Annotated in this window: 24 protein-coding genes; 15 read left to right on the top strand and 9 right to left on the bottom strand. The window is 65.3% G+C overall.

Annotated elements, in window-relative coordinates; genetic code table 11:
• Positions 1 to 36: 36 nt before the first annotated feature.
• Positions 37 to 378 (bottom strand): sel1 repeat family protein, encoded by a 342-nt coding sequence (locus tag GGR39_RS00640; protein WP_183615451.1) that lies wholly within the window; start codon positions 376 to 378, stop codon positions 37 to 39.
• Between the two features lie 311 nt (positions 379 to 689).
• On the opposite strand from GGR39_RS00640, the gene dksA reads away from it, so the two are divergent.
• The 6 genes from dksA to GGR39_RS00610 all read left to right on the top strand — a co-directional run bounded on the left by dksA (position 690) and on the right by GGR39_RS00610 (position 5037).
• Positions 690 to 1148: an RNA polymerase-binding protein DksA gene (dksA, locus tag GGR39_RS00635; protein WP_058736184.1), complete on the top strand. Its 459-nt coding sequence runs from the start codon at positions 690 to 692 to the stop codon at positions 1146 to 1148.
• A gap of 143 nt (positions 1149 to 1291) precedes the next feature.
• Positions 1292 to 1654, top strand: coding sequence for a PilZ domain-containing protein (locus GGR39_RS00630; RefSeq protein WP_183615450.1), 363 nt, complete (start codon positions 1292 to 1294; stop codon positions 1652 to 1654).
• Between the two features lie 62 nt (positions 1655 to 1716).
• A complete protein-coding gene (locus tag GGR39_RS00625; protein ID WP_183615449.1) occupies positions 1717 to 3285 on the top strand; it encodes an ABC transporter substrate-binding protein in 1569 nt (522 codons plus the stop codon).
• Positions 3286 to 3340: 55 nt separating this feature from the next.
• A complete protein-coding gene (locus GGR39_RS00620) occupies positions 3341 to 3730 on the top strand; it encodes a DUF4112 domain-containing protein (protein WP_183615895.1) in 390 nt (129 codons plus the stop codon).
• Positions 3723 to 3944 (top strand): hypothetical protein, encoded by a 222-nt coding sequence (locus tag GGR39_RS00615; RefSeq protein ID WP_183615448.1) that lies wholly within the window; start codon positions 3723 to 3725, stop codon positions 3942 to 3944. The genes GGR39_RS00620 and GGR39_RS00615 overlap by 8 nt, the downstream gene beginning before the upstream one ends.
• A 100-nt stretch (positions 3945 to 4044) precedes the next feature.
• Positions 4045 to 5037, top strand: coding sequence for a bile acid:sodium symporter family protein (locus GGR39_RS00610; RefSeq protein ID WP_183615447.1), 993 nt, complete (start codon positions 4045 to 4047; stop codon positions 5035 to 5037).
• 30 nt (positions 5038 to 5067) lie between these two features.
• Here the strand turns inward: GGR39_RS00610 and GGR39_RS00605 are convergent, their stop codons facing one another.
• The 4 genes from GGR39_RS00605 to GGR39_RS00590 form a co-directional block, all read right to left on the bottom strand.
• The gene (locus GGR39_RS00605) at positions 5068 to 6816 is read right to left on the bottom strand and encodes a cation:proton antiporter domain-containing protein (protein WP_183615446.1); all 1749 of its coding nucleotides are present in this window, start codon (positions 6814 to 6816) and stop codon (positions 5068 to 5070) included.
• A 121-nt stretch (positions 6817 to 6937) separates the two neighbouring features.
• The gene (locus GGR39_RS00600; RefSeq protein ID WP_183615445.1) at positions 6938 to 7336 is read right to left on the bottom strand and encodes a hypothetical protein; all 399 of its coding nucleotides are present in this window, start codon (positions 7334 to 7336) and stop codon (positions 6938 to 6940) included.
• A gap of 2 nt (positions 7337 to 7338) precedes the next feature.
• Complete coding sequence (locus GGR39_RS00595) at positions 7339 to 9744, bottom strand: DNA translocase FtsK (protein ID WP_183615444.1); 2406 nt, start codon at positions 9742 to 9744, stop codon at positions 7339 to 7341.
• A 55-nt stretch (positions 9745 to 9799) separates the two neighbouring features.
• Complete coding sequence (locus GGR39_RS00590; protein ID WP_183615443.1) at positions 9800 to 10399, bottom strand: thiamine phosphate synthase; 600 nt, start codon at positions 10397 to 10399, stop codon at positions 9800 to 9802.
• Here GGR39_RS00590 and GGR39_RS00585 point away from each other — a divergent pair.
• Positions 10398 to 11075 (top strand): YggS family pyridoxal phosphate-dependent enzyme, encoded by a 678-nt coding sequence (locus tag GGR39_RS00585; RefSeq protein ID WP_183615442.1) that lies wholly within the window; start codon positions 10398 to 10400, stop codon positions 11073 to 11075. The genes GGR39_RS00590 and GGR39_RS00585 overlap by 2 nt on opposite strands.
• 41 nt (positions 11076 to 11116) lie before the next feature.
• Here GGR39_RS00585 and pyk read toward each other — a convergent pair whose 3' ends face one another.
• Positions 11117 to 12589: a pyruvate kinase gene (gene pyk, locus GGR39_RS00580; RefSeq protein ID WP_183615441.1), complete on the bottom strand. Its 1473-nt coding sequence runs from the start codon at positions 12587 to 12589 to the stop codon at positions 11117 to 11119.
• A 92-nt stretch (positions 12590 to 12681) separates the two neighbouring features.
• Between pyk and GGR39_RS00575 the strand changes: the two genes are divergently transcribed.
• The 8 genes from GGR39_RS00575 to ruvB all read left to right on the top strand — a co-directional run bounded on the left by GGR39_RS00575 (position 12682) and on the right by ruvB (position 17413).
• A complete protein-coding gene (locus tag GGR39_RS00575) occupies positions 12682 to 12990 on the top strand; it encodes a DUF1244 domain-containing protein (RefSeq protein ID WP_183615440.1) in 309 nt (102 codons plus the stop codon).
• A 98-nt stretch (positions 12991 to 13088) separates the two neighbouring features.
• Entirely contained in the window at positions 13089 to 13325 is a 237-nt protein-coding gene (locus GGR39_RS00570) for a DUF2312 domain-containing protein (RefSeq protein ID WP_058736173.1), read from the top strand.
• Positions 13326 to 13472: 147 nt separating this feature from the next.
• A complete protein-coding gene (locus GGR39_RS00565) occupies positions 13473 to 14216 on the top strand; it encodes a YebC/PmpR family DNA-binding transcriptional regulator (protein WP_058736172.1) in 744 nt (247 codons plus the stop codon).
• Between the two features lie 120 nt (positions 14217 to 14336).
• Positions 14337 to 14813, top strand: a complete 477-nt coding sequence (ruvC, locus tag GGR39_RS00560) for a crossover junction endodeoxyribonuclease RuvC (protein ID WP_058736171.1) — start codon at positions 14337 to 14339, stop codon at positions 14811 to 14813.
• Positions 14814 to 14848: 35 nt separating this feature from the next.
• The gene (locus GGR39_RS00555) at positions 14849 to 15343 is read left to right on the top strand and encodes a nucleoside deaminase (protein WP_183615439.1); all 495 of its coding nucleotides are present in this window, start codon (positions 14849 to 14851) and stop codon (positions 15341 to 15343) included.
• Between the two features lie 60 nt (positions 15344 to 15403).
• The gene (gene ruvA / locus GGR39_RS00550; RefSeq protein ID WP_183615438.1) at positions 15404 to 16003 is read left to right on the top strand and encodes a Holliday junction branch migration protein RuvA; all 600 of its coding nucleotides are present in this window, start codon (positions 15404 to 15406) and stop codon (positions 16001 to 16003) included.
• The gene (locus GGR39_RS00545) at positions 16000 to 16395 is read left to right on the top strand and encodes a GFA family protein (protein WP_183615437.1); all 396 of its coding nucleotides are present in this window, start codon (positions 16000 to 16002) and stop codon (positions 16393 to 16395) included. The genes ruvA and GGR39_RS00545 overlap by 4 nt, the downstream gene beginning before the upstream one ends.
• Complete coding sequence (gene ruvB, locus GGR39_RS00540; protein WP_183615436.1) at positions 16388 to 17413, top strand: Holliday junction branch migration DNA helicase RuvB; 1026 nt, start codon at positions 16388 to 16390, stop codon at positions 17411 to 17413. Before GGR39_RS00545 ends, ruvB begins: the two co-directional genes overlap by 8 nt.
• 539 nt (positions 17414 to 17952) lie before the next feature.
• On the opposite strand, the gene GGR39_RS00535 is transcribed toward ruvB, so the two are convergent.
• The 3 genes from GGR39_RS00535 to GGR39_RS00525 form a co-directional block, all read right to left on the bottom strand.
• Positions 17953 to 18558 carry a hypothetical protein gene (locus GGR39_RS00535; protein WP_183615435.1) on the bottom strand — a complete coding sequence of 202 codons (606 nt, stop codon included), beginning with the start codon at positions 18556 to 18558 and terminating at the stop codon, positions 17953 to 17955.
• 222 nt (positions 18559 to 18780) lie between these two features.
• Positions 18781 to 21453 carry an aconitate hydratase AcnA gene (acnA, locus tag GGR39_RS00530; RefSeq protein ID WP_183615434.1) on the bottom strand — a complete coding sequence of 891 codons (2673 nt, stop codon included), beginning with the start codon at positions 21451 to 21453 and terminating at the stop codon, positions 18781 to 18783.
• Positions 21454 to 21612: 159 nt separating this feature from the next.
• Complete coding sequence (locus GGR39_RS00525) at positions 21613 to 22518, bottom strand: DMT family transporter (RefSeq protein WP_183615433.1); 906 nt, start codon at positions 22516 to 22518, stop codon at positions 21613 to 21615.
• Positions 22519 to 22586: the final 68 nt, after the last annotated feature.

Here is a 22586-nt window from a genome sequence, read left to right as displayed (position 1 = left end):
AGTCAATCGAAACGCGAGACTACGAGAGTGTCCCGATCAGGCCGCCCGGCGAGTGGTGCTCGAAAGCCATTCGCGCGCGCGGCGCTGGGCTTCGGCGATCTCGCGCGCGGTCATTTCCTCGGCCACATCGGCTCGGCACATCGCGGCTTCCTCGTGACCGGCGACGGCGGCGAGGTTGAACCACTTGTGCGCCTCGATCATGTCGCAATCGACGCCATGGCTGCCGGTGGAAAAGGCCACGCCCAGATCGTAATAGGCGCTGGTGTCGCCTTGCGCCGCCGCGGTCAGGCAGGTGGCGACGAGCGCATCCTCCACCTCATGCGCGGAGGCTGGGACGGCGCGGGCGAAATCGGTTTGGTTAATCCAAGCAAGGCTCATCGGAACATACCCCTGGGTACGTGGGCAGGATAAACCGGCCCTCAGTCCTAGGCTGACTCTCGCCTAGCATGCTCAACAAATGGTTAACGGGAAAAATTAATCTGCGGGTCAACGCGTTCATTGCCCAAGGCGTGCATTTCAAAGCTCCATTCTGGCAGCGCAAATTGCGTTTTCGGCCGTGATCAATGCTTGTGTGTGCAACCCCCCGCATTTATAGGCGCGGGCAACCTGGGATGCGGGGGACGACCGGCTAAGACCGGCGTCGCAGGGTGTCGTCGTTCCAGGATGAAACCATGCGGAGTTCATCTGAAATGGCGACGGCCCTGGCTGACGAAATTGACGTACTTGCCAAAGCAAAGCGCGAGATCGGCGGGGCCTATGTGCCGTCCGACGATGAAGCCTACATGTCCGAATCGCAGCAGGACTATTTCCGCCAGCTGCTGATGTCGTGGAAGCGGCTGATCCTGGCGGCGTCCGCCGGGACTCTCCAGCAGCTGCAGGACGGTCCGATTCGTGAACCCGACCTCAACGATCGCGCGTCCAGCGAGACGGATTGGGGCATCGAACTGCGCACGCGCGATCGCCAGCGCAAGCTGATCGCCAAGATCGATTCGGCGCTGCGCCGCATCGAGGAAGGTGAGTACGGTTATTGCGAAGTGACCGGAGAGCCGATCGGCCTTGGCCGCCTGATCGCTCGCCCGATCGCCACAATGACCGTGGAAGCGCAGGAAGCGCACGAGCGCCGCGAGAAAGTTTCGCGCGACGATTGAACGGCGCCGTCCACCGCTGATCGGACCAGATCGCGGATTAAGCGTTTTTTCGTGGTTGCAGTCTAATAGTGTGCGCCAGGCCGCCGCTTCGGCGGAAAGTTTCTATTAACCCAGATCGCCCGATCGAACGCGGGATGGAGCCAATGGACGGTAGCGAGAATAGGCAGATCGCACGCGACAGCCTGTTTCTTATGGCCGAACTGCGTCTGGACGGCACTTCGGTCGAACACCGCATCAAGGTACGCAATCTGTCGGAGGGCGGCATGATGGGTGAGGGCGAAGTCCGCGTCCGCCGTGGCGATGTGCTGGATGTTCAGATCCGCAATCTGGGCTGGGTGCGCGGTTCGGTGGCCTGGGTGCAGGAAAGCCGCTTCGGCGTCGCCTTTGTCGAACCGATCGACCCCCGGCTGGCTCGTATCCGCGCGGAGGGCCCCGGCGGCCAGATAAATCGCTTCGAACCGACTCGCCAGTCGCTGGGCGAACCCGGGCAGGTCCGCAAGGTCTAACACCTGCCGAAATCCTGCCCGCTCGCCTTTGCGGCGGCGGCAAAATGCTCTAGTCCCAGACCATGCCCGTCCAGCTTCCAGCGCCCGCGAAAAGACCGGCCCGCTGGAAGGCCACGGCCCTTTTCACGCTTTGCGCCGCCTCCCTTGCCCTTTGCGGATGTGGCAAGCGAGACAACTCTCCCTTCGCTCTCGCCGTCATCACCGGGCCGGATGATGAATACCAGGCCGGGCTGGACCGTCCGCTGGCTCGCCAATTGACGCGTGCATCGGTGGCGGAGGGCTTGGTGTCGTTCGATGAGCAGGGACGGGTGGTGCCCGCGCTGGCGGACCGTTGGATCGTCACCGACGATGGACAAAGCTATATCTTCCGCCTGCGGGACGGAGAATGGCGCAACGGCGATCCCTTGACCGCGAAATCCGCCAAGGCCGCGCTGGATGCCGCGATGAAGGCGCAGCGCGGCGCGCCCCTCGGGCTCGATCTGGCGGCGGTGGAGGAAGTGCGGGTGATGGCCGGGCGTGTCATCGAGATACGCCTGTTCCGCCCGATGCCGTATTTTCTGCAGTTGATGGCCCAGCCAGAGTTGGGCCTACTACGCGAGAAGCGCGGTGATGGGCCGATGGTGATCGATCGTAACGGCGCCGTCGCGCGCTTCACCGCGATCGAGCCTTCACGGCTCGGCCTGCCGCAAGTGCCCGGTTGGGAAGATCGCACGCGCCAGATCGTGATGACGAAACTGCCGGCGTCTCAGGCCGTGGCCCGCTTCAACGACAACAAAGTGGACCTGGTGTTGGGCGGCCGCATCCAGGACTTTCCCTATACCAGCTCGGTCGGCATCCTGCGGGGTACGATCCAGCTTGATCCGGTCATCGGTCTGTTCGGCCTGCTGGCGGCGAACGATAACGGTTTTCTTGCTGATCCGCGCAATCGCGAGGCGCTGGCGCTGGCGATCGATCGGGCCGCCTTGATGGCGCCGTTCGGTGTAGGCGGCTGGACTCCCGCTACCCGGATCGTCTCACCCGGTTTGGAAGGCGATTTGCAGACCAATGGCGAGCGCTGGACCAGCCAGTCGATCGAGCAGCGTCGCAGCGTTGCCGCCGCGCGGGTGCAGGACTGGATCGACGGGGGAGGGGCAGCGGCCGAGAGCGGGAATGAAGCCGCCGGCAAGCGTGCCGGTGCCACGCCGGGGCGGCCCGCGCCGCGGCTGTCGATCTGGCTCCCTGCCGGTCCGGGCTCGGACATCTTGTTCGAGAAGCTGGCGGGCGATTTCCAGCGCATTGGCGTGAACAGCGTCCGCGCGCGCAGCTTCGCGGCGGCGGACTTGCGCCTGATCGACGATGTGGCCCGTTTCCCGCGCGCGCGCTGGTTCTTGAACCGGCTGTCCTGTGCCGCACGGCGAGGGCTGTGCGATCCTGAGGTGGACAGCATCGTCGCCCAGGCGGCACGCGTGGTGGACCCATCGCAAAGATCGGCCGTGCTGGGAGAGGCCGAGGCGCGGCTGACGCAGGCCAATATCTTCATCCCCTTCGGCGCGCCGATCCGATGGTCGCTGGTGCGGGGCAATGTCGCGGGCTTCGCCAGCAATAGCTATGCGTGGCATCCCTTGATGCCGCTCGCTTGGGTGCCCAAATAATCCTCGAACTTGAGCGAGGTGTCGGCACGTGGTGGAAACGGGAAAAGCGCGCCGCATGGGGCTGGATCTGCCACTGGGCAACGATCCGGCTTCGATCCGCCTGCGGGTGGAAGCGATGGAGCGCCTGCTGGAGCGCAGCTTCATGCTTCCCGGAACCAATCGGCCGGTGGGCCTTGATGCGATCATCGGGCTGGTGCCGATCGCGGGCGATGCGATCGCGGCGATGCTGGGCCTCTACATCGTTTGGGAAGCGCGAAACCTGGGCATGTCGAAGTTCCAACTGGCGCGGATGATCGGCAATGTCGGCATCGACACGGCGCTTGGCGCGATCCCGCTGGCCGGGGACTTGTTCGACTTCATGTTCCGCTCCAACAGCCGCAACCTGAAACTGATCCGCCGCCACATGGACAAGCACCATCCGCACACGCAGGTGATCGATGGCTGAGCGCCGGTATCTTCCTCTCGCGGCGATCGGCGCGGCGGCCCTGACGCTTGGCGGGTGTAAGAAGGCGGACGAGGCGGCCGGGCCGGGCGCTAAGACCGTGGGCGAAGCGCGCGCCTTGGACGAGGCGGCGCAGATGATCGATGCCCGCCGCCTGGCTGAGGGCTTGCCCTCATCGGCGCGCGACTACGCGACGGAGCCCGCGCCCGCCGACTGACAGTATCCGGCGGTCAGGCAGCGCCGTCCGTGGCGTTTCACGCAACTCCCGTTCCATCATTGCGTTTGCCCGCATCGCCATCGAAGGGCAGGAAGAGCGGATGGCGCGTTCTTCCTTTCGATTCAAAGTCGATCCCTTCCTGCTCAGCCTGGTGGCGGTGGTCGTCTTGGCCTCCATCTTGCCGGCCCGCGGCGCGGGTGCGCGTGTGGTCGAGGTCATCGCCGATCTTGCGATCGCGCTGCTGTTTTTCCTGCATGGCGCCAAGCTTTCGCGCGAGGCGATCATGCAGGGCATCGGCAACTGGCGATTGCACCTGCAGGTGCTGGCCGCCACCTTCGCGATCTTTCCGGCGTTCGGCCTGGGGCTTCAGGCTGCGACCGCGCAGTGGCTGGACCCGCTGCTGGTTTCCGGCCTGCTGTTCCTGACGCTGCTGCCCTCCACCGTGCAATCCTCAATCGCCTTTACCGCCATCTCCCGCGGCAATGTGGCGGCGGCGGTTTGCAGTGCCTCCTTGTCGAACCTGATCGGCATATTCCTGACGCCACTGCTGGCCGGCCTGCTCATTCACTCGCGGGGGGGCGGCCAGGGCTTTGACTGGCATGGCGTGCGCAGCATCGTCGAACAGTTGCTTCTGCCGTTTCTGGCGGGCCATCTTCTGCGTCCGCTGATCGGCAGTTTCGTGGATCGCCACAAGAAGCTGCTGACCCCGGTCGATCGCGGCTCGATCCTGCTGGTGGTCTATTCCGCGTTCAGCGCCGCGGTGGTGCAGGGGTTGTGGCAGAAGCTGGGCCTTGGCGATCTGGGCCTGTTGTTGATGCTCAGCGCGGTGCTGCTGGGTGCGATCCTGGCCGCCACGACGCTGATGGCGCGCTGGAGTGGCCTGACGCGCGAGGACGGCATCGTGCTGTTGTTCTGCGGCTCGAAAAAGAGCCTCGCCTCAGGCGTACCGATGGCCGGCGCACTGTTTGCACCCGCGCAAGTGGGCATGGTGCTGCTGCCGGTGATGATCTTTCACCAGTTGCAACTGTTCGTCTGCGCATGGCTGGCAGCCCGCTATGCCCGTGAAGCCGAGGCGGACCCGGCCAGTGCGTAGGTCACAGGCAATACCCGCCGCCGGGATCGCTTAGCTTCTTGAGGGCTGGGTGAAGATGCGGTCCCGCGCGGCGGTGATGTCGCCCGTTTGGATTTGCAGGGTCAGCCGCTCCTTGTCACGGCTGCGATAAGCAGCTTCCGCCCGATCGATATCCTGCAGTGATACGTCCAGCGCATCCAGCGCGGTACGCGCCATCACTACGGCGGATTCCATCACCTCGCGCACGATCTTGCGCACCGGCGTGTCCTTCAGGGCGACCATCGTGCGTCGATCGAATGCGCGGACCAGGATCTGCGGGCGCGGGAAGGCTTGGTGCACCGCGTGGAGAAACGCCTCGGTGATCTGATCGCCATCGATGCAGAACGCGATCAGTTCGGCATCGGCGGCACCGGCTTGTCGCAGCAGGTCGATCCGCGTGCCGTCCCCGAAATAGACCTTCGCGCCAAAGCCATCGGCGATGTCGATCATCTCGACGTCGGTATCGATCAGGGTCACCTCGATCTCTGCGGCGATCAGCATCTGCGCCACGGTCTGGCCGAAGCGGCCGTAGCCCACGATCAGCGCGTTGGAGCCATCGGGTTGCGGCTCGTCCCGCGTCTCCTTGGTGATCGGAGCCTCACGCATCCGGCGCGTCGCCATCATCAGGAACGGCGTGCTCACCATCGATAGAGTGACCACGGCGGTGAAGATGCTCCCGGCTTCCGGCCTGATCAGCAGCGCATCCTGCGCCTGCGCGAACAGTACGAAGCCGAACTCACCCCCCTGGCTCAGCAACAGTCCCAGAGCCAAAGCGCCACGCCATTCCATGCCGAAGGCCTTGCCGATCAGAAAGATGACCAGCGCCTTGGTAGTGATCACCGCCAGGGCCATCGTGAAGACGTAGAGCGGCTGCTGGGCGACTGCATCGAGGTTCACCATCATGCCGACCGACATGAAGAACAGGCCGAGCAGGATGGTGCGGAACGGCTCGACATCGGCTTCCAGCTCATGGCGATAGGGCGTATCGGCCAGCATCACCCCGGCGATGAAGGCGCCCAGCGCGGTAGACAGCCCCAGCAACTCCATCGCCGCGGCCGAGACGATCACGGTGAACAGGCCGGCAAAGACGAACATCTCGCGCTCGCCCAGATTGCCGATCAGGCGGAACAGCGGGCGGATCAGGAAGCGGCCCGCCGCCACCAGTCCCACGATCGCGGCCAGGGTGTAGATCACCAGCAGCCAGCCCGGAGGCCCCTCAGCCGCGGCCGGATTACGGCTCATCGCGGCGATGATGGTGATCAGGGGGATGATCGACAGGTCCTGGAACAGCAGGATGCCAAAGGCCCGTTCTCCGAATGGCGTGTGCAGGCGGCCCGCGCTTTGCAGCATCGGCAGCACCTGCGCGGTGGAGGACAAGCCCAGCGGCAGCCCCAGCGCCAGCGAAGCGGTGAGCGAAAAGCCGGTGAACGCGAAGATCACGCCCGTTACCGCCAACCCGCACGCCGTCACCTGCAGCAGGCCCAGGCCAAAGATTTCATGCCGCATCCGCCACAGGCGATGCGGGGCCAGTTCCAGCCCGACGATGAACAGCAGCAGCGTGATGCCCAGCTCGGCGATGCCCAGCTTGCTTTCGGCATCGCCGACCAAGCGCAGGGCATAAGGCCCAAGCACCGCGCCGGTCATCAGGTAGCCCAGCGTGGCACCGAGGCCGAGCCGCCGGAACACCAGCACGAACACCAGCGCCGTGCCCAGCAGCAGCGCCCCGTCGTGGAGCAGGAAGGACTGGGTATGCTCTTCCATCAGACGGGGCTCACACAGGAAAGGGTTGTCACCAGACCTGTCTAACGCCCGGGGCAGCCCAGCGATACCCCCGAGACACGGGGCGCACCGCACAGCATTGCCACAACCGCGATCGCGATGATCAATTCGGAGTCGAGGGCTGCGCCGCCCCCAAGGCCTGCACGGCGATAACGGTAGGAACCCGCAAGAGCGCCGCCTCGAACCGCGCGGCATCGCCATTCACTGGTGCCGCTACGGAAAGGCTCTGCGATTGCGAGTGGATGTACAAGACGGCGCCTTGCAGTTGCCGCACCTGCGAAGCCACCTGCTCCTTCGCTGCAGGAGTGGCACATTCACAGACAATCAGGAACTGCGCAGGGTCCAGCGGATAAGCTGTCTTGCTTGGCGGGACGGCCGCGCATCCGCCGAGCGTGGCACAGCCGATCGTCGCAAACGCCGCCCAGGCGAGAGCTTGGGCGAAGACAGCGCGATTTGGCGCGGCGGGGCCGGATATCCCGGCAGGAGCGGATCGCAGGGACATATCTACAGCGGCTGCCCATTCTCATCGCGGTAGATGTCGCGACGGCCGACGTGATTGGCGGGGCCGACGAAGCCGTCCTGTTCCATGCGCTCCACCCACTTGGCGGCGGTGTTGTAGCCCACGCCCATCTGGCGTTGCAGCCAGGATACGGACACCTTCTGGTTTTCGAAAACGAGATGGCAGACCTGGCGATACTTGCGATCGTCCGGATTGTCCGACGCGGCATCGATATCGTCGAAGCCGAAGCTGCCTTCCTCCGGCTCCTCGGTCACGGCGTCGATATAGTCGGGCTTGCCCTGGGTGCGCCAGTAATCGGCCACGCCTTCCACTTCCTCGTCGCTGACGAAGGGGCCATGAACGCGCTTCAACGGGTCGGAGCTGGGCTTGTAGAGCATGTCGCCCTTGCCCAGCAGCTGCTCCGCGCCCTGTTCGCCCAGGATCGTGCGGCTGTCGATGCGGCTGGTGACGGCAAAGCTGATGCGGGTGGGCAGGTTGGCCTTGATGACGCCGGTGATGACATCCACCGAGGGGCGCTGGGTGGCCATGATCAAGTGGATGCCGGCCGCGCGCGATTTCTGCGCCAGGCGCTGGATCAGCACTTCGATCTCCTTGCCGACCGTCACCATCAGGTCGGCCAGCTCGTCCACGATCAGCACGATCTGCGGCAGCGTTTCGTAATCGAGCTGGTTCTCCTCGTAGAGTTCCTCGCCCGTCTCGGGATCGAAGCCGATCTGCACGCGGCGGCCCAGCGGCTTGCCCTTGGCGGCGGCGGCGCGCACCTTTTCGTTGAAACTGGCGAGGTTGCGCACGGAAAGCTCGCTCATCATGCGATAGCGCCGCTCCATCTCCTCCACCGCCCACTTCAGCGCGCGCACGGCCTTGGGCGGCTCGGTGACGACGGGCGAGAGCAAGTGCGGGATATGGTCGTAGCTCTTCAGTTCCAGCACCTTGGGATCGACCAGGATCAGGCGGCACTGCGCGGGCGTCAGGCGATAAAGCAGCGAGAGCAGGATACAGTTCAGCCCGACCGACTTGCCCGAGCCGGTGGTGCCCGCGACCAGCAAGTGTGGCATGGTGGCCAGGTCGGCGACGACCGGCTCGCCCGCGATGTCCTTGCCCAGGATGATCGGCAGCATGCCCTTGTGGCTGGCGAAAGCCTCGGAGCCGACCATCTCGCGGAACGAGACCATCTGGCGGTCTGCATTGGGAAGCTCGATGCCCATCACCGTGCGGCCCGGGATCGAGGAGACGCGCGCCGAGATCGCGCTCATGTTGCGGGCGATATCGTCCGCCAGGCCGATCACGCGGCTGGACTTGATGCCCGGCGCCGGTTCCAGTTCGTACATGGTGACGACCGGACCGGTGCGAACGGCGGTAATCTCACCCTTGACGTTGAAGTCGTCCAGCACGGTTTCCAGCAGGCGGGCGTTGCGCTCCAGGCTGAGCTTGTCGATCGGCACTTGCGAGCCCACCGCGGCTTCCTTGAGCAGATCGAGCGAGGGCAGTTCGTACTTGTCGAACATATCCTTCTGCCGCGCCGAAGTGAGTTGCGCGGGAGCGGCGGGCTTGCTGGGATCGACGATTTCCGGGACTTTGCGCGGCTTGTCGTCTGCCCAGGGCAAGGCGGAAGGCGACGCGGCATCGGCACCAGCGGGCGCGGCCATATCACGGGCGGCCATGTCACGGGTGGCGGTGGCGGCAGGCTTGGCGCGGGCGGCGCTGCCCTTGCCATCGCCTGTGGGCAATGCGTCGGTGGCGCGGCCCAGCTTGCCGGGCAACGAAAGCAGCACGCCCCAATCGAATGCGAAGACCTTGCCGGCGAGCGCGGTGCCCGCGAACAGGCAGACCACGGCGATGGCAAAGGTCGTCCAGCCCTGTAGCGCTTCGGGCAGGAAACCGGTCAGCCCATGGATCGCCTTGGCCCCGACCAGCCCGGAAATGCCGCCCATCGACGCGGGCAGCACGCCACCTTCACTGGTAAAGCCCAGCGAGAGCACGGTGGAGATCAGCAGCATCGCGAAGGCGAGCACGCAGACCGGCCGCCACCAGCGCTGGTCACTGGGTTCGACGCAGCCATCCTCTTCCTCGACCAGCCGCCACAGCTTGCGGGCAAAGACGTAGAGCAAGGGGACGAACAGGAAAGCGACCGGGCCGAACAGCAGCAGCATCAGGTCTGCGATCCACGCACCGCCCGGACCCATCCAGTTCTGCACGGCACCGCCCGCCGCCGTCGACAGCGAGGGGTCGGTCTGGTGATAGCTGGCGAGCGAAAGCGCCAGGAACAGCATGGCCGAAAACAGCGTCAGCGCGCCTGTCAGCTCGCTGGCACGGCGCAGCGAGCGCTTCAGCACCGCGCGCCAGTCCGGCTTGGCGATCCGTCGTCCGGCCGCGATGGGTCTTGTCGCCATGTCTAGAAAGGGTCCCCGTTTCGTTCCCGATAATGCGCCCGGGAGGGCCGGGGCGTCAAGAATGGAGCGGGAGCGCGGGCGCAAGCGGTTGTGCAAGACTTTCGATGGCGGCCCAGCGCCTTGCTCCAAGGGCGCGGGCGCGACGGGGGTTCATGCCGCCCAAGGCGATGACCGGCACCAGGGCCCGGGCGGCAAGCAGGCGGAAGCGGACGGAACCCAGGCTGGGCGCACCCGGGTGCGTGCGCGTGGCGAAGACCGGCGAAATCAGCACCCCGTCCGCCCGGGCGCGATGCGCGGCGGCAAGCTCACGCAGCGAATGGACGGTTATCAGGCGGATGATGGCCCGCCCAGCGCCGAGGTTCCGGGCGGAACCGTAGGCAGCGTCCGCGCCCCACGATCTGGCCGCTCGGGCCGAACCGGACAGCGCGACGATATGGCTCTTCGCGCGGGCCCTGGCGGCAAGATGGCGAAAGCGGGCGCGCCGCTCAGCCGGCGCAAGATGGTAGTGGCGAAAGATGAAGCCTGAACCGCGTGGCAGGCGGGCCAATGCCGTCTCCAGTCGCTGATCGATCCGGGCGTCACTGATCAGCCAGATAAGCGGCAAGTCGCGGGGCGGGTAGCGGTGGCGCACATTGGCGCTATAGCAGCGCGCCATGGATCAGCCAGCCACTGCGTTTTCCGCAACGCCTCTCGACGATATCCGCGATCGCATTGCCAAATCCGCCGCCATCGCCGGCCGTCCGGCGCAGGATGTGACGCTGATCGCGATTTCCAAGACTCACCCGAGCGAGGCGATCGTGCCGCTGATCGCGCAGGGGCAGCGTGTGTTCGGTGAGAATCGCGTGCAGGAAGCCCAGGCCAAATGGCCGGCGCTGATCGAGGCGACGCCGGATGTGCAATTGCACCTTGTCGGCCAGCTGCAATCGAACAAGGCAGCGGACGCGGTGGCGTTGTTCGACTGTATCCACTCGCTCGACCGCCTCTCGCTGGTGACGGCGCTGGGCAAGGCGATGGAAAAGGAGGGTCGCCAAGTGCCCTGCTTCGTGCAGGTCAATATCGGCGCGGAAGAGCAAAAGGGCGGCTGCGCTATTGACGAAGTGCCCGCCCTGCTGGCCGAGGCCCACGCTGCGCAAGTGCCTGTGCTCGGCCTGATGTGCGTGCCCCCGGCCGAGGTGGAAGCCGCGCCTTATTTCGCCCTGCTCGCCAAGATCGCGGCGGATCATGGGCTGGCGGGTTTGTCGATGGGCATGAGCGGCGATTTCGAAACCGCCGTCCTGCTGGGCGCCACGCATGTTCGCGTGGGAAGCGCGCTGTTTGGAGCGCGAGAGTAGCACGAACGGGGAAGCTTCTCCCTCCCCGTTCGCCGGCTCCGCTACTTTTTCTCGTGCCGGGTCAGTTCGTCACCCGAGAGCGTCACCACGTGCAGCAGGTTGGTCGATCCGGGCACGCCGAAGGGTACGCCTGCCAGGATCACCAGCCTCGAGCCTGCCGTGCCGAAACCGTGGCGCAGCGCCATGCGCTTGCCCTTGGCGATCATCTCTTCGAAGCTGCCGATATCCTTGGTGGAGACGGCCTGTGCGCCCCAGAGCAGGGCCACGCGGCGCGCCGACTTGAGGCTGGGGGTCAGCACCAGCATCGGCGCGGAGGGCCGCTCGCGCGCCACGCGGCGGGCGGAGATGCCGGAAAGAGTGAAGCAGATGATCGCTTCGATCGGCAAGGTGTTGGCGATGCTGGCGCACGATTCGGCCAGCGCGTCCGCCATTGTGGCGTCCGGCGGAGTCTCGGCGATGTGGATGCGCTCACGATAGGTGCGGTCAGCTTCGACCTGCGCGGCGATGCGATCCATGATCGTCACCGCCTCCACCGGCCAGGCACCCGCCGCCGTCTCGGCCGAAAGCATCACCGCGTCGGCGCCGTCATAGACCGCGTTCGCCACGTCCGACACTTCCGCGCGAGTCGGGGTCGGCCGCTCGATCATCGATTCCAGCATCTGCGTCGCCACGACGACCGGCTTGCCCGCCAGGCGCACGCTTTCGATGATCCGCTTTTGCAGCGGCGGCACTTCCTCGGGATTGAGTTCGACGCCCAGATCGCCACGCGCCACCATGATGCCGTCGGACAGTTCGATGATCTCGTCCAGAGTCTCGACTGCGCTGGGCTTTTCGATCTTGGCCATCAGGGCGCCGTGGCCACCCATCAGGCGGCGGGCCTCCGCCACGTCTTCGGGCCGCTGCACGAAGGACAGGCCGATCCAGTCCGCCTCGTGCTTGATCGCAAAGGCCAGGTCGCGCCGATCCTTCTCGGTAAGCGCGGGTACCGGCACCAGGGTATCGGGCACGTTGACGCCCTTGCGATCGGAAATCGGACCGCCGACTTCGGCGGTGCAGAGTAGCGAATCGGCCTCGGCGCGGATCACCACCAGGCGCAGCTTGCCATCGTCCACCAACAGGCGCTGGCCCTTCTGGAGAATGCCGAACAATTCGGGATGCGGCAGTTCGACGCGGGTTTCGTCGCCCGGCTCCGGATTGCGGTCGAGCGTGAAGTGCGCGCCGTGGCGGATGAAGGCCGCGCCGTCCTTGAACTTGCCAACGCGCAGCTTGGGGCCCTGCAAGTCGCACAGGACGGCGACCGGGCGGTTCAGCTCCTTCTCCACTTCGCGGATCAGGCCGATGGTGCGCGAATGGGTTTCATGATCGCCATGGCTCATGTTGACGCGGAACGCGTCGGCACCGGCGCGCAGCAGGGCGGTGATCGTCTCCTTGTTGCTGCTGGCGGGGCCCAGCGTGGCAAGGATCTTGACCTTGCGGCGGCGACGGAGGCTCTTGCTGGAGTCAGTGCGTGCCAAGGGGTTTTCTGCCTAACCTTTGTTGTTGTGCTGCGATCGCGGGCCCATATGGCAAAACGCACGTGACAAACCAAGGACGATCGGGACGATTTATGAGCGCAACGGACCCTCTCGATACTCTGGACGATGCCCAGGCCGCGGCAGCCTTTCGCCGCCTGGTGCGTCATCTGCGCCATAGAAGCGATGCGCAGAACATTGACTTGATGGGCCTATCCGGGTTTTGCCGGAACTGCCTGGCCGACTGGATCCGCGATGCCGGCTATCCCGGGGAAAAGGCCGAGGCCCGCGAATTGATCCACGGGATGCCCGCGTCCGAATGGAAAAAGACGCAGGCCGCGGCCACGCCTGAGCAACTGGCCCGCATGGAAGAAAGCGTGAAGAAGAACGCACCGGCGCACTGACGGCGGCTGTGCCCGCTATCCACAGGCGGGCGCTTTGCCCGAATCCGATCGCCTCGCTATGGGCGCGGCCAACCTGATTCACCGGAGCTTTTAATTCCATGGCCGAGAACACCGACGATCGCCTGCGCCTCCTGATCGAGCGCGTCGAACGCCTCGAAGAGGAAAAGAAAGGCATCTCGGACGACATCAAGGATGTTTATCTGGAAGCCAAGGCGGTGGGTTACGACGTCAAGATCATGCGCCAGATCGTCCGCCTGCGAAAGATGAAGCCGGACGACCGGGCGGAAATGGACATGCTGCTGGATACCTATAAGGCCGCACTGGGCCTGGGCTGATCGCGTCCTAGGGGATGGATTTTTTGTCATCCCCGTTCGCGCGACACGAACGGAATAGCAGGGAAGCTGGTCTTCGGTTGCCCTTGGCCTTGGCCCTGTTGTAAGGCCGCGCATCCTTTTCAGACCGCATAAGCGACGGGCGAGACCATGGCAGGCCATTCCAAATTCAAGAACATCATGCACCGCAAGGGCGCGCAGGATAAGAAGCGCTCTGCCCAGTTCTCCAAGCTTTCCCGCGAAATCACCGTGGCGGCGAAGATGGGCATGCCCGATCCCGACATGAACCCGCGCCTGCGCGCCGCCGTCAACGCGGCCAAGGCGCAGTCGATGCCCAAGGACAACATCCAGCGCGCCATCGACAAGGCGAGCAAGGGCGACGCCGAGAATTACGAGGAAGTGCGCTACGAGGGCTATGGGCCGGGCGGCGTCGCCATCATCGTCGAGGCGCTGACGGACAACCGCAATCGCACCGCCACCAACGTGCGCACCGCGTTTTCCAAGAACGGCGGCAACCTGGGCGCGTCGGGCGCCGTCAGCCATGGCTTCGACCGGCTCGGCCTGATCGAATATCCCGGCTCCGTCGGTGATGAGGACAAGGTCCTTGAGGCCGCGATCGAGGCGGGTGCCGACGACGTCGAAAGCGATGGTGAGAGCCACTCCGTCTGGACCAGCGTCGAAAGCCTCCACGAAGTCGCTCGCGAGCTGGAAAAGACCCTGGGCGAGGCGGAGGGCGTGAAGCTGGCCTGGAAGCCGACCCTGAAGGTCGACGTGGGCGAAGATACCGCCGCGACGCTGTTCAAGCTGGTCGATACGCTGGACGACGATGACGACGTGCAGACCGTCTGGGGCAATTACGAAGTGTCCGAAGACGTGATGGAGAAGCTAAGCTAAGCCATGGGGGGCCACATCGCCAAGGCGATCTTGTCTGGGGCGATGATCGCGGCGATTTCGGAAATCGGCAGGCGGCTGCCCGCGGCGGCAGCGCTTGTCGATTCATTATCGCTGGTCTAAATGCTCATAATCGGCATCGATCCAGGCCTCGCCTGCACCGGGTGGGGCATCGTCGCCAAGTCCGGCAGCCGCCTCAGCCACGTCGCCAACGGTCAGGTCCGCACGGATACCAACGCTTCGCTTGCCGAGCGGCTCGTCACGCTGGATACCGAGCTGACCGACGTCATCCTTGCCCATCGGCCCGATACCGGCGCGGTCGAGGAAGTGTTCGTCAACACCAATGCGCAATCGACGCTGAAACTGGGGCAAGCGCGCGGCGTGTGCCTGCTGGCGCTGGCGCGCGCGGGCATGCCGGTGGCGGAATATGCCACTAGCCTGGTCAAGAAGGCGCTGGTCGGCACGGGCCGGGCCGAGAAAACGCAGGTCCAGGCGATGCTCAAAATCCTGCTGCCGGGCGTGAAGCCCGCCGGAGCGGATGCGGCCGACGCACTGGCAGTGGCGATCACGCACGCCAATATGCTGGGCAGCCACCGCTGACGGGAACGGTGGCGCTGGCAACTCGTTGCACGCCCATGGAAAAACGTGACGAAGATTGGATGCGGGAGGCCGTGCGCCTGGCCGTGGATGAAAAGGGGACAGACCCCGCCAATACGCCGATCGCCGCTCTGGTGGTGCGCGATGGCCGGTTCGTCGCCAGCGGCGTCAATCGCACGGCCGAACATTGCGATCCCACTGCCCACGCCGAGATCGAGGCCTTGCGCGCCGCCGGCAAGGCCCTGGGCGACATGCGCATGGAAGGCGCGACGCTCTACACCACGCTGCAACCTTGCGGGATGTGCACCATGGCCTCGATCTGGGCGGGCGTGAGCCGCATCGTCTATGGCGCGGGCCGTGACGACGTGCATGAGATGTATTTCGAGGATCGCCACCTCTCGACGCTCGATTTCGTGGCCGACGCCTACAAGGACGATCTCCAGTTGGAGGGCGGCGTGCTGACCGCCCAATGCGCCCCGCTGTACTACGGCCCGGATGACGATGTGCCGGAAGATCAGCAGGCGAACGACTAACGGCTAACTCCATGCAACGGGGCTGGCGCGGAGCCGGGGTTCCTGCCATAGGAACAAACCATGATCGTCCGTCTCTCCGGCACATTTGAGGATTTCGGCCCTGACTGGGCGGTGATCGACGTTCAGGGCTTGGGCTATCTGGTCCACTGCTCGGCCCGCACGTTGCAGGCCTTGGGTGTGCGCGGCGATCGGGCGGTGGTCTTCACCGACCTGCAGGTGTCTGAAAACGATATGCGCCTGATCGGCTTCGCCTCCGCCAGCGAGCGTGACTGGTTCCGCTTGCTGACTGCGGTGCAGGGCGTGGGCAGCAAGGTTGCCCTGGCGATCCTGTCCGCGCTGACGACGGAGGAACTGCAGCGCGCCTGCGCCGGTAGCGATGCCGCCATGGTGGCACGCGCCAATGGCGTGGGGCCCAAGCTCGCCAGCCGGATCGTCAACGAATTGAAGGACAAAGCCGGCGCGCTGCCCACCGCCTCCGGTCTTGCCATCGCCGCTGCCCCCACCGGCTCCGCCGCAGCCGACGCGGTTTCCGCGCTGCAGAACCTGGGCTTCAAGCCACCGGTCGCCAGCGCCGCCGTGGCGCAGGCGGTGGACGAACTGGGCGAGGATGCGGGTCTCAACGATCTCGTGCGCGTCGCGCTGAAGCGGGCGGCAGGATGAGCGAGCGGGAAGCCCGGTGCCAGTGTGGCCAGCTGCGCATTCGCACGCAAGGCGATCCGGCGCGCGTCTCCGTCTGTCATTGCCTCGACTGCAAGCGCCGCAGTGGCTCGGCCTTCGCGGTGCAGGCGCGGTTTCCGGTCGAAAATGTCCAGATCACCGGCAATGCGCATCAGTGGTCGCGCATCGGGGATGAGGGCAACACCGCCACTTTCAGCTTTTGTCCCGGTTGCGGCTCCACGGTTTTCTATCGCTTCGATGCTGACCCCACCGTGGTCGCGGTGGCGGTAGGCGCTTTTGCCGATCCGACGTTTCCGGCCCCGGTCTATTCCGTCTACCAAGAGCGGCGGCACCCGTGGGTAACGCTGCCTGCCGATATCGAGCGCTATGACTGACAATCCCCTTCTTGCCTCATCCCGCCAGCCCGAGGATGCCGATGCGGCGCTGCGGCCCAAGACGTTGGCCGAGTTCGTGGGCCAAGCGGCGGCAAAGGGTAACCTCAAGGTTTTCATCGATTCGGCCCGTTCGCGCCGTGAGGCGATGGATCACGTCCTGTTCTTCGGCCCGCCGGGCCTGGGCAAGACGACACTGGCGCAAATCGTCGCGCGTGAGTTGGGCGTCGGCTTCCGCGCCACTTCGGGGCCGGTGATCGCCAAGGCGGGCGATCTGGCGGCGTTGCTCACCAATCTCGAACACGGCGACGTCTTGTTCATAGACGAGATTCACCGCCTCAATCCGGTGGTGGAGGAAGTGCTCTACCCCGCGATGGAAGACCGCGCGTTGGACCTGATCATCGGTGAAGGCCCATCCGCGCGCTCGGTGCGGATCGACTTGCCGCCCTTTACCCTGATCGGCGCGACGACGCGGCAGGGCCTACTGCAGACCCCGCTGCGCGATCGCTTCGGCATACCCGTGCGGCTGAATTTCTACACCGTGCCCGAGCTGGAACACGTCGTCACCCGGGGGGCGGGACTGCTGGGCATCGGCATCGACAAGCCTGGCGCGACCGAGATCGCCCGCCGCGCCCGGGGCACGCCGCGCGTGGCCGGGCGGCTGCTGCGCCGCGTGCGCGATTTCGCCCATGTCGCCGGCAGCGACACGATCACTCTCGCGATCGCCGATGATTCGCTGACGCGCCTGGAAGTGGACCGCCTGGGCCTGGATGCGCAGGATCGTCGCTACCTGATGATGATCGCCGACATCTATCGCGGCGGCCCCGTCGGCGTGGAGACGCTGGCTGCGGGGCTGTCTGAGCCGCGCGACACGATCGAGGAAGTGATCGAACCCTACCTCATCCAGATGGGCCTCGTCGCCCGCACCGCACGCGGTCGGTGCCTCAACGATGCCGGTTGGCGTCACCTGGGAATCTCCCCGCCCACCGGGACACAAAGCGGCTTGTTCGAGGAAGGCTGATCCGCGCCGGCTGCGCTACAAGCGACGGTATGGTTTACAAGTCCCTGTCGGCACAGTCCCGTTTCGGCACATCCGGCGCCCTAAGTAGTGAAACCTATGTCGATTCTCGCTTCGGGACGGTGGATTCGGGGTTAACGCCGTTGTCCCGTTAAGAACTCTCTGCGTTCTGTGTGGCAGATGGATGCGACGGGACGCCAGTCCGTGACGGGTCTCTCCAGGGGTAAAGAGAAGAAAGCACCGCTTATGTCTGTCAGGATGGCTCTTGCTAAACTTTCCGCCTGTGCGGCAGGCTGCGCTCTGATCGGCGGCGGCGCCGTGCACGTGGCCGAGACGGCGGCGAAGCAGGGGCAGTATCGCTCGGTCAAGGGCGGTGACAAGCGGGTGAAGCTGGTCAAGACCATCAAGCCGGTGAAGCGCACCGCTCGTCCGCGGATGGTGAAGCGGGTTCGCAAGGTGATTCGTCGTACGTGCTGCACGCAGCCTGCGCCGCAGATGGCGATGGTGCCGTTGCCCCCACCGTACATCCCGCCTGCGCCCGCTTATGGCGGCGGTGGCGGCGGCGTTCCCGTAGTGATCGGCGGCGGACCGCTGGGTGGCTTTGGTGGCGGCTTCTTCGGCGGCTTTTTCGGCGGCGGCGGTGGCGGCGGGGGCGGCAGCGTTGTCGTAACCTCAACCAGCAGCGGCGGCTCGACGTCCTCTTCGGGTGGCTCCACCTCATCTTCTGGCGGCTCGACCTCCAGTTCCAGTTCGACCGGTGGACTGACGACCACGACTTCGACCAGCTCCGGCGCGACGAGCACCAGTTCGGGCGCAACGAGCACCAGTTCGGGGGCCACTAGCACCAGTTCAGGGGCCACTAGCACCAGCTCAGGCGCAACAAGCACCAGCACCAGCTCCGGCGCGACGAGCACAAGCACCAGTTCGGGTGCGACGAGCAGCAGCACTAGCAGCTCGACCTCTACGTCTTCGTCCACCTCGTCTTCGACTTCCAGCTCGACGTCGAGCAGCACCTCCGGCGGCACTTCGACGACATCGACCACCAGCGGGACGAGCGGCACCAGCGGCCACGAAGTGCCCGCACCGCCGATGCTGATCCTGTTCGGGGCGGGCGCGGCAGCCGTGATCGGCCGGCGCAAATGGGCCAAGAAGGCCAACTGAGCGACCAGCACAGTCTTCCAAGAGCAAAGAAGGGCGGTGCCGGTGGCGCCGCCCTTTTTCGTTCGAGGTGGGCGAAGCCGGGTGAGCTCGTGCGAGGTATCCCGACTTCGCTGGATACGAACGGGAAGGGCGGCGTCTGGCCTACACAAAGAAAAACCCCGCCCTGCACTTGGCAGGACGGGGTTTTGCAGGCCGAACTCAGGCCGTGATCAGGCGGCGAGCTTACGCAGGACGTACTGCAGGATGCCGCCGTTGTTGAAGTATTCCACTTCGTTGGCGGTATCGATGCGGCACAGCGCGGTGAAGGTGAAGGTGGAGCCATCCTTGCGGGTGACTTCGACTTCCACGTCCTGCTGCGGCTTCAGGCTGGCGACGCCCTTGATGGTGAAGCTATCGTCACCGGTCAGGCCCAGCGAGTTGCGATCGTCGCCTGCCTTGAACTGCAGCGGCAGCACACCCATGCCGACCAGGTTCGAACGGTGGATACGCTCGAAGCTCTCGACGATGACCACGCGCACGCCCAGCAGGTTGGTGCCCTTTGCCGCCCAGTCACGCGACGAGCCGGTGCCGTATTCCTTGCCGGCGATCACGATCATCGGCGTGCCTTGCGCCTTGTGCTTCATGGCGACGTCGTAGACCGCGCCCACTTCGGCGCCGTAACGGCTCATGCCGCCTTCGATGCCGGGGACCATCTCGTTCTTGATGCGGATGTTGGCGAAAGTGCCGCGCATCATCACGTCGTGGTGGCCACGGCGCGCGCCGTAGGAGTTGAAGTCCGCCTTGGCGACCTGATGCTCCATCAGCCACTGGCCAGCGGGGCTATCGGCCTTGATCGAGCCGGCGGGGCTGATGTGGTCGGTGGTGATCGAATCGCCCAGGATCAGCAGGGGCTTGGCCTCGATGATGTCATTCACAGGTGCCGGCGTCATCTCCATGCCCTCGAAGTAGGGCGGGTTGGCGACGTAGGTCGAGCCCGCGCGCCACGAGTAGGTGTCCGAACCGGTCACACTGATCGACTGCCAGTGCGTGTCACCGCGGTAGACGTCGGCATAGCGGGCCTGGAACATGGCGCGGTCCATGCAGGTCGCCATGGTCTCGGCGATCTCGTTGTTGGTCGGCCAGATGTCACGCAGGTAGACGTCCTGGCCGTCCTTGCCGGTGCCGACCGGGGTGTCGACGAAGTCGGTCACGACCGTGCCCTTGAGCGCGTAGGCGACGACCAGTGGGGGCGATGCCAGGAAGTTGGCGCGCACGTCGGGCGATACGCGGCCTTCGAAGTTGCGGTTGCCCGAGATCACGGCGCTGGCGACCAAACCGTTCTCGTTGATCGCCTTGCTGATCGGCTCTGCCAGCGGACCGGAGTTGCCGATGCAGGTGGTGCAGCCGTAGCCGACTAGGTTGAAGCCGATATTGTCGAGGTGCTGCTGCAACCCTGCCTTGTTGAGGTAGTCGGTGACGACCTGCGAACCGGGTGCGAGCGAGGTCTTGACCCATGGCTTGGGCTTGAGGCCCAGCTCATCGGCCTTCTTGGCGACGAGGCCGGCGGCGACCAGAACCGACGGGTTCGAGGTGTTGGTGCAGCTGGTGATCGCGGCGATCACCACGTCACCGTCCCCGATGTCGAAGCTCTTGCCCTCGACCGGGACACGCGTGGCGGTCTTCTTGTAGATCTTCTCCATGTCGGCGTTGAACACTTCGTCGACGTCGGGCAGCGAGACCCAGTCCTGCGGACGCTTCGGGCCGGCGAGCGAAGGCACCACGGTGGACAGGTCCAGCTCCAGCGTGCTGGAGAATACCGGGTCGGCGGCGCCAGCCTCGATCCAGAAACCCTGCTCCTTGGCGTAGGCTTCGACCAGCGCGATCTGATCTTCCTCGCGGCCGGTGAGGCGCAGATAGTCCAGCGTCTTGTCGTCGATGCCGAAGAAGCCGCACGTCGCGCCGTATTCCGGGGCCATGTTCGCCAGCGTCGCGCGGTCCGCCAGGCTAAGCGAGGCGAGGCCGGGGCCGTAGTATTCCACGAAGCGGCCGACGACGCCGTGCTTGCGCAGCATCGAGGTGCAGGTGAGCACGAGGTCGGTGGCGGTGACGCCTTCTTTCAGCTCGCCCACGAACTTGAAGCCCACCACTTCGGGGATGAGCATGGAAACGGGCTGGCCCAGCATCGCGGCCTCAGCCTCGATCCCGCCAACGCCCCAGCCCAGCACGCCCAGGCCGTTTACCATGGTGGTGTGGCTGTCCGTACCGACGCAAGTGTCGGGATAGGCGACGGTCTGGCCGTCCTGATCGGTGGAGGTCCATACCGACTGCGCGATATATTCCAGGTTCACCTGGTGGCAGATGCCGGTGCCCGGGGGCACGGCGGAGAAGTTGTCGAGCGACTTGGAGCCCCACTTGAGGAAGTCATAGCGCTCCATGTTGCGCTGGTACTCGATCTCGACGTTCTCTTCCGCGGCGCGCGGATGGCCGAACTCGTCCACCATGACCGAGTGGTCGATGACGAGGTTCACGGGGACCAGCGGATTGATCTTCGAGGTGTCACCGCCCAGCTTGCGGATCGCATCGCGCATCGCGGCCAGGTCGACCACGCAAGGCACGCCGGTGAAGTCCTGCAGCAGCACGCGCGCCGGCCGGTACTGGATCTCGTCACCGGTCTTGGGGTTTTTCTGCCAGTCGACCAGCGCCTGGATGTGGTCGGTCGAAACGGTGAAGCCACCGTCCTCGAACCGGAGCAGGTTTTCCAGCAGCACCTTCATCGAGAACGGCAGGCGCGAAACATCGCCCAGTTTCTCGGAAGCCTTCTTGAGCGAATAGTACGCGATGTCCTTGCCGCCCACAGACATGGTGCTGCGAGTGCCGAGAGTATCCTGTCCGACCTGGGTCATGTGGGCGTGTTCCCCTTGGAGTTTGGCCCGCCGCGTCAGTTCGGCCAAGGGCCGGTTCATGCTGCAATGCGACAAGCAGGTTTGTCGGCCCCGCCGATGCGCGTTTGGCGCCGTCAGGTCAAGAGTTGCGAGGCCGAAGCGGCGGCTATCGCACTCGCGCTAGACCGCGGTCTGCTCGGTCGGTCCTTGCGGATCGTGCCGCGTGCCGATCCAGCAGCCCAGCACGATCAGGGCGGTCCCGGCCAGCGTCACCGCACCGACTGGTTCGTGGAAGAACACCCATCCGAACAGCGCCGCCCAGATGAAGGCGGAATATTCGATCGGCACCAGCACTTGTGCCTCGGCGCGGGCGTATCCCCAGGCGAACAGGGAAAGCGCCGCCGTTCCGCAGGCGGCACCGATGGCGATCAGGCCAAGGGCGGGCAAAGTCGGTGGCACGAACAGCCAGGGGGCCGCCAGCCCCAGCAGCACGGCGATCACCAGGTTTTGAAAAAGCGCCACCTCCACCGCCCCCGCCTGCTGCGATAGCTTGCGCTGAAGCACGAGGTTGGCGGCGTAGAGCAGGGCGGAAACGATCGCGGCGGTGACGCCGATCACGACCTGGGGATTGGCCTCGGTCACGCCAAGGCGATCACCCACGATTACGCCCACGCCGGCAAGGCCCAGCAGCGATGCGAAAATGGCGCGGCGGTGGATCCGTTCCTTGAGGAACACGCCTGCCAGGAGCAGCGCGATCAGTGGCGCGATGAAGGTGATGGCGATCCCCTCCGCGATCGGCAGGCGTACGATGGCGACGAAGAACAGGATCGCCATCCCTGCGCTCACGACGGAGCGGATGATGTGCAGCCGGATCACCTCGGGAGGCGGCCGGCGGCGCGCACGCAACAACCACACTGGCAGGATCATGCCCAGCCCCATCATATTGCGCAGCACCAGCGCCGTATAGACACCGACCGCCAGCGACCCGCCCTTGATGGCCGCATCCATCCCGCTGAACAGCGCGATGCCCACGCTTACCGCCAGTACGGGGGCGAACCTGTGAGTGATCGGGGCGGTGGTGGCCATGATCCCGGAGCTTTCGGCGCATCGGGCCCGCCGCGCAATGGACGGGCACGGAAAATTTGCCAGACCGG

Source organism: Novosphingobium fluoreni (assembly GCF_014196615.1).
In the GTDB taxonomy this organism is placed as follows: domain Bacteria; phylum Pseudomonadota; class Alphaproteobacteria; order Sphingomonadales; family Sphingomonadaceae; genus Novosphingobium; species Novosphingobium fluoreni.
This window is presented reverse-complemented; position numbering and strand designations above follow the sequence as displayed.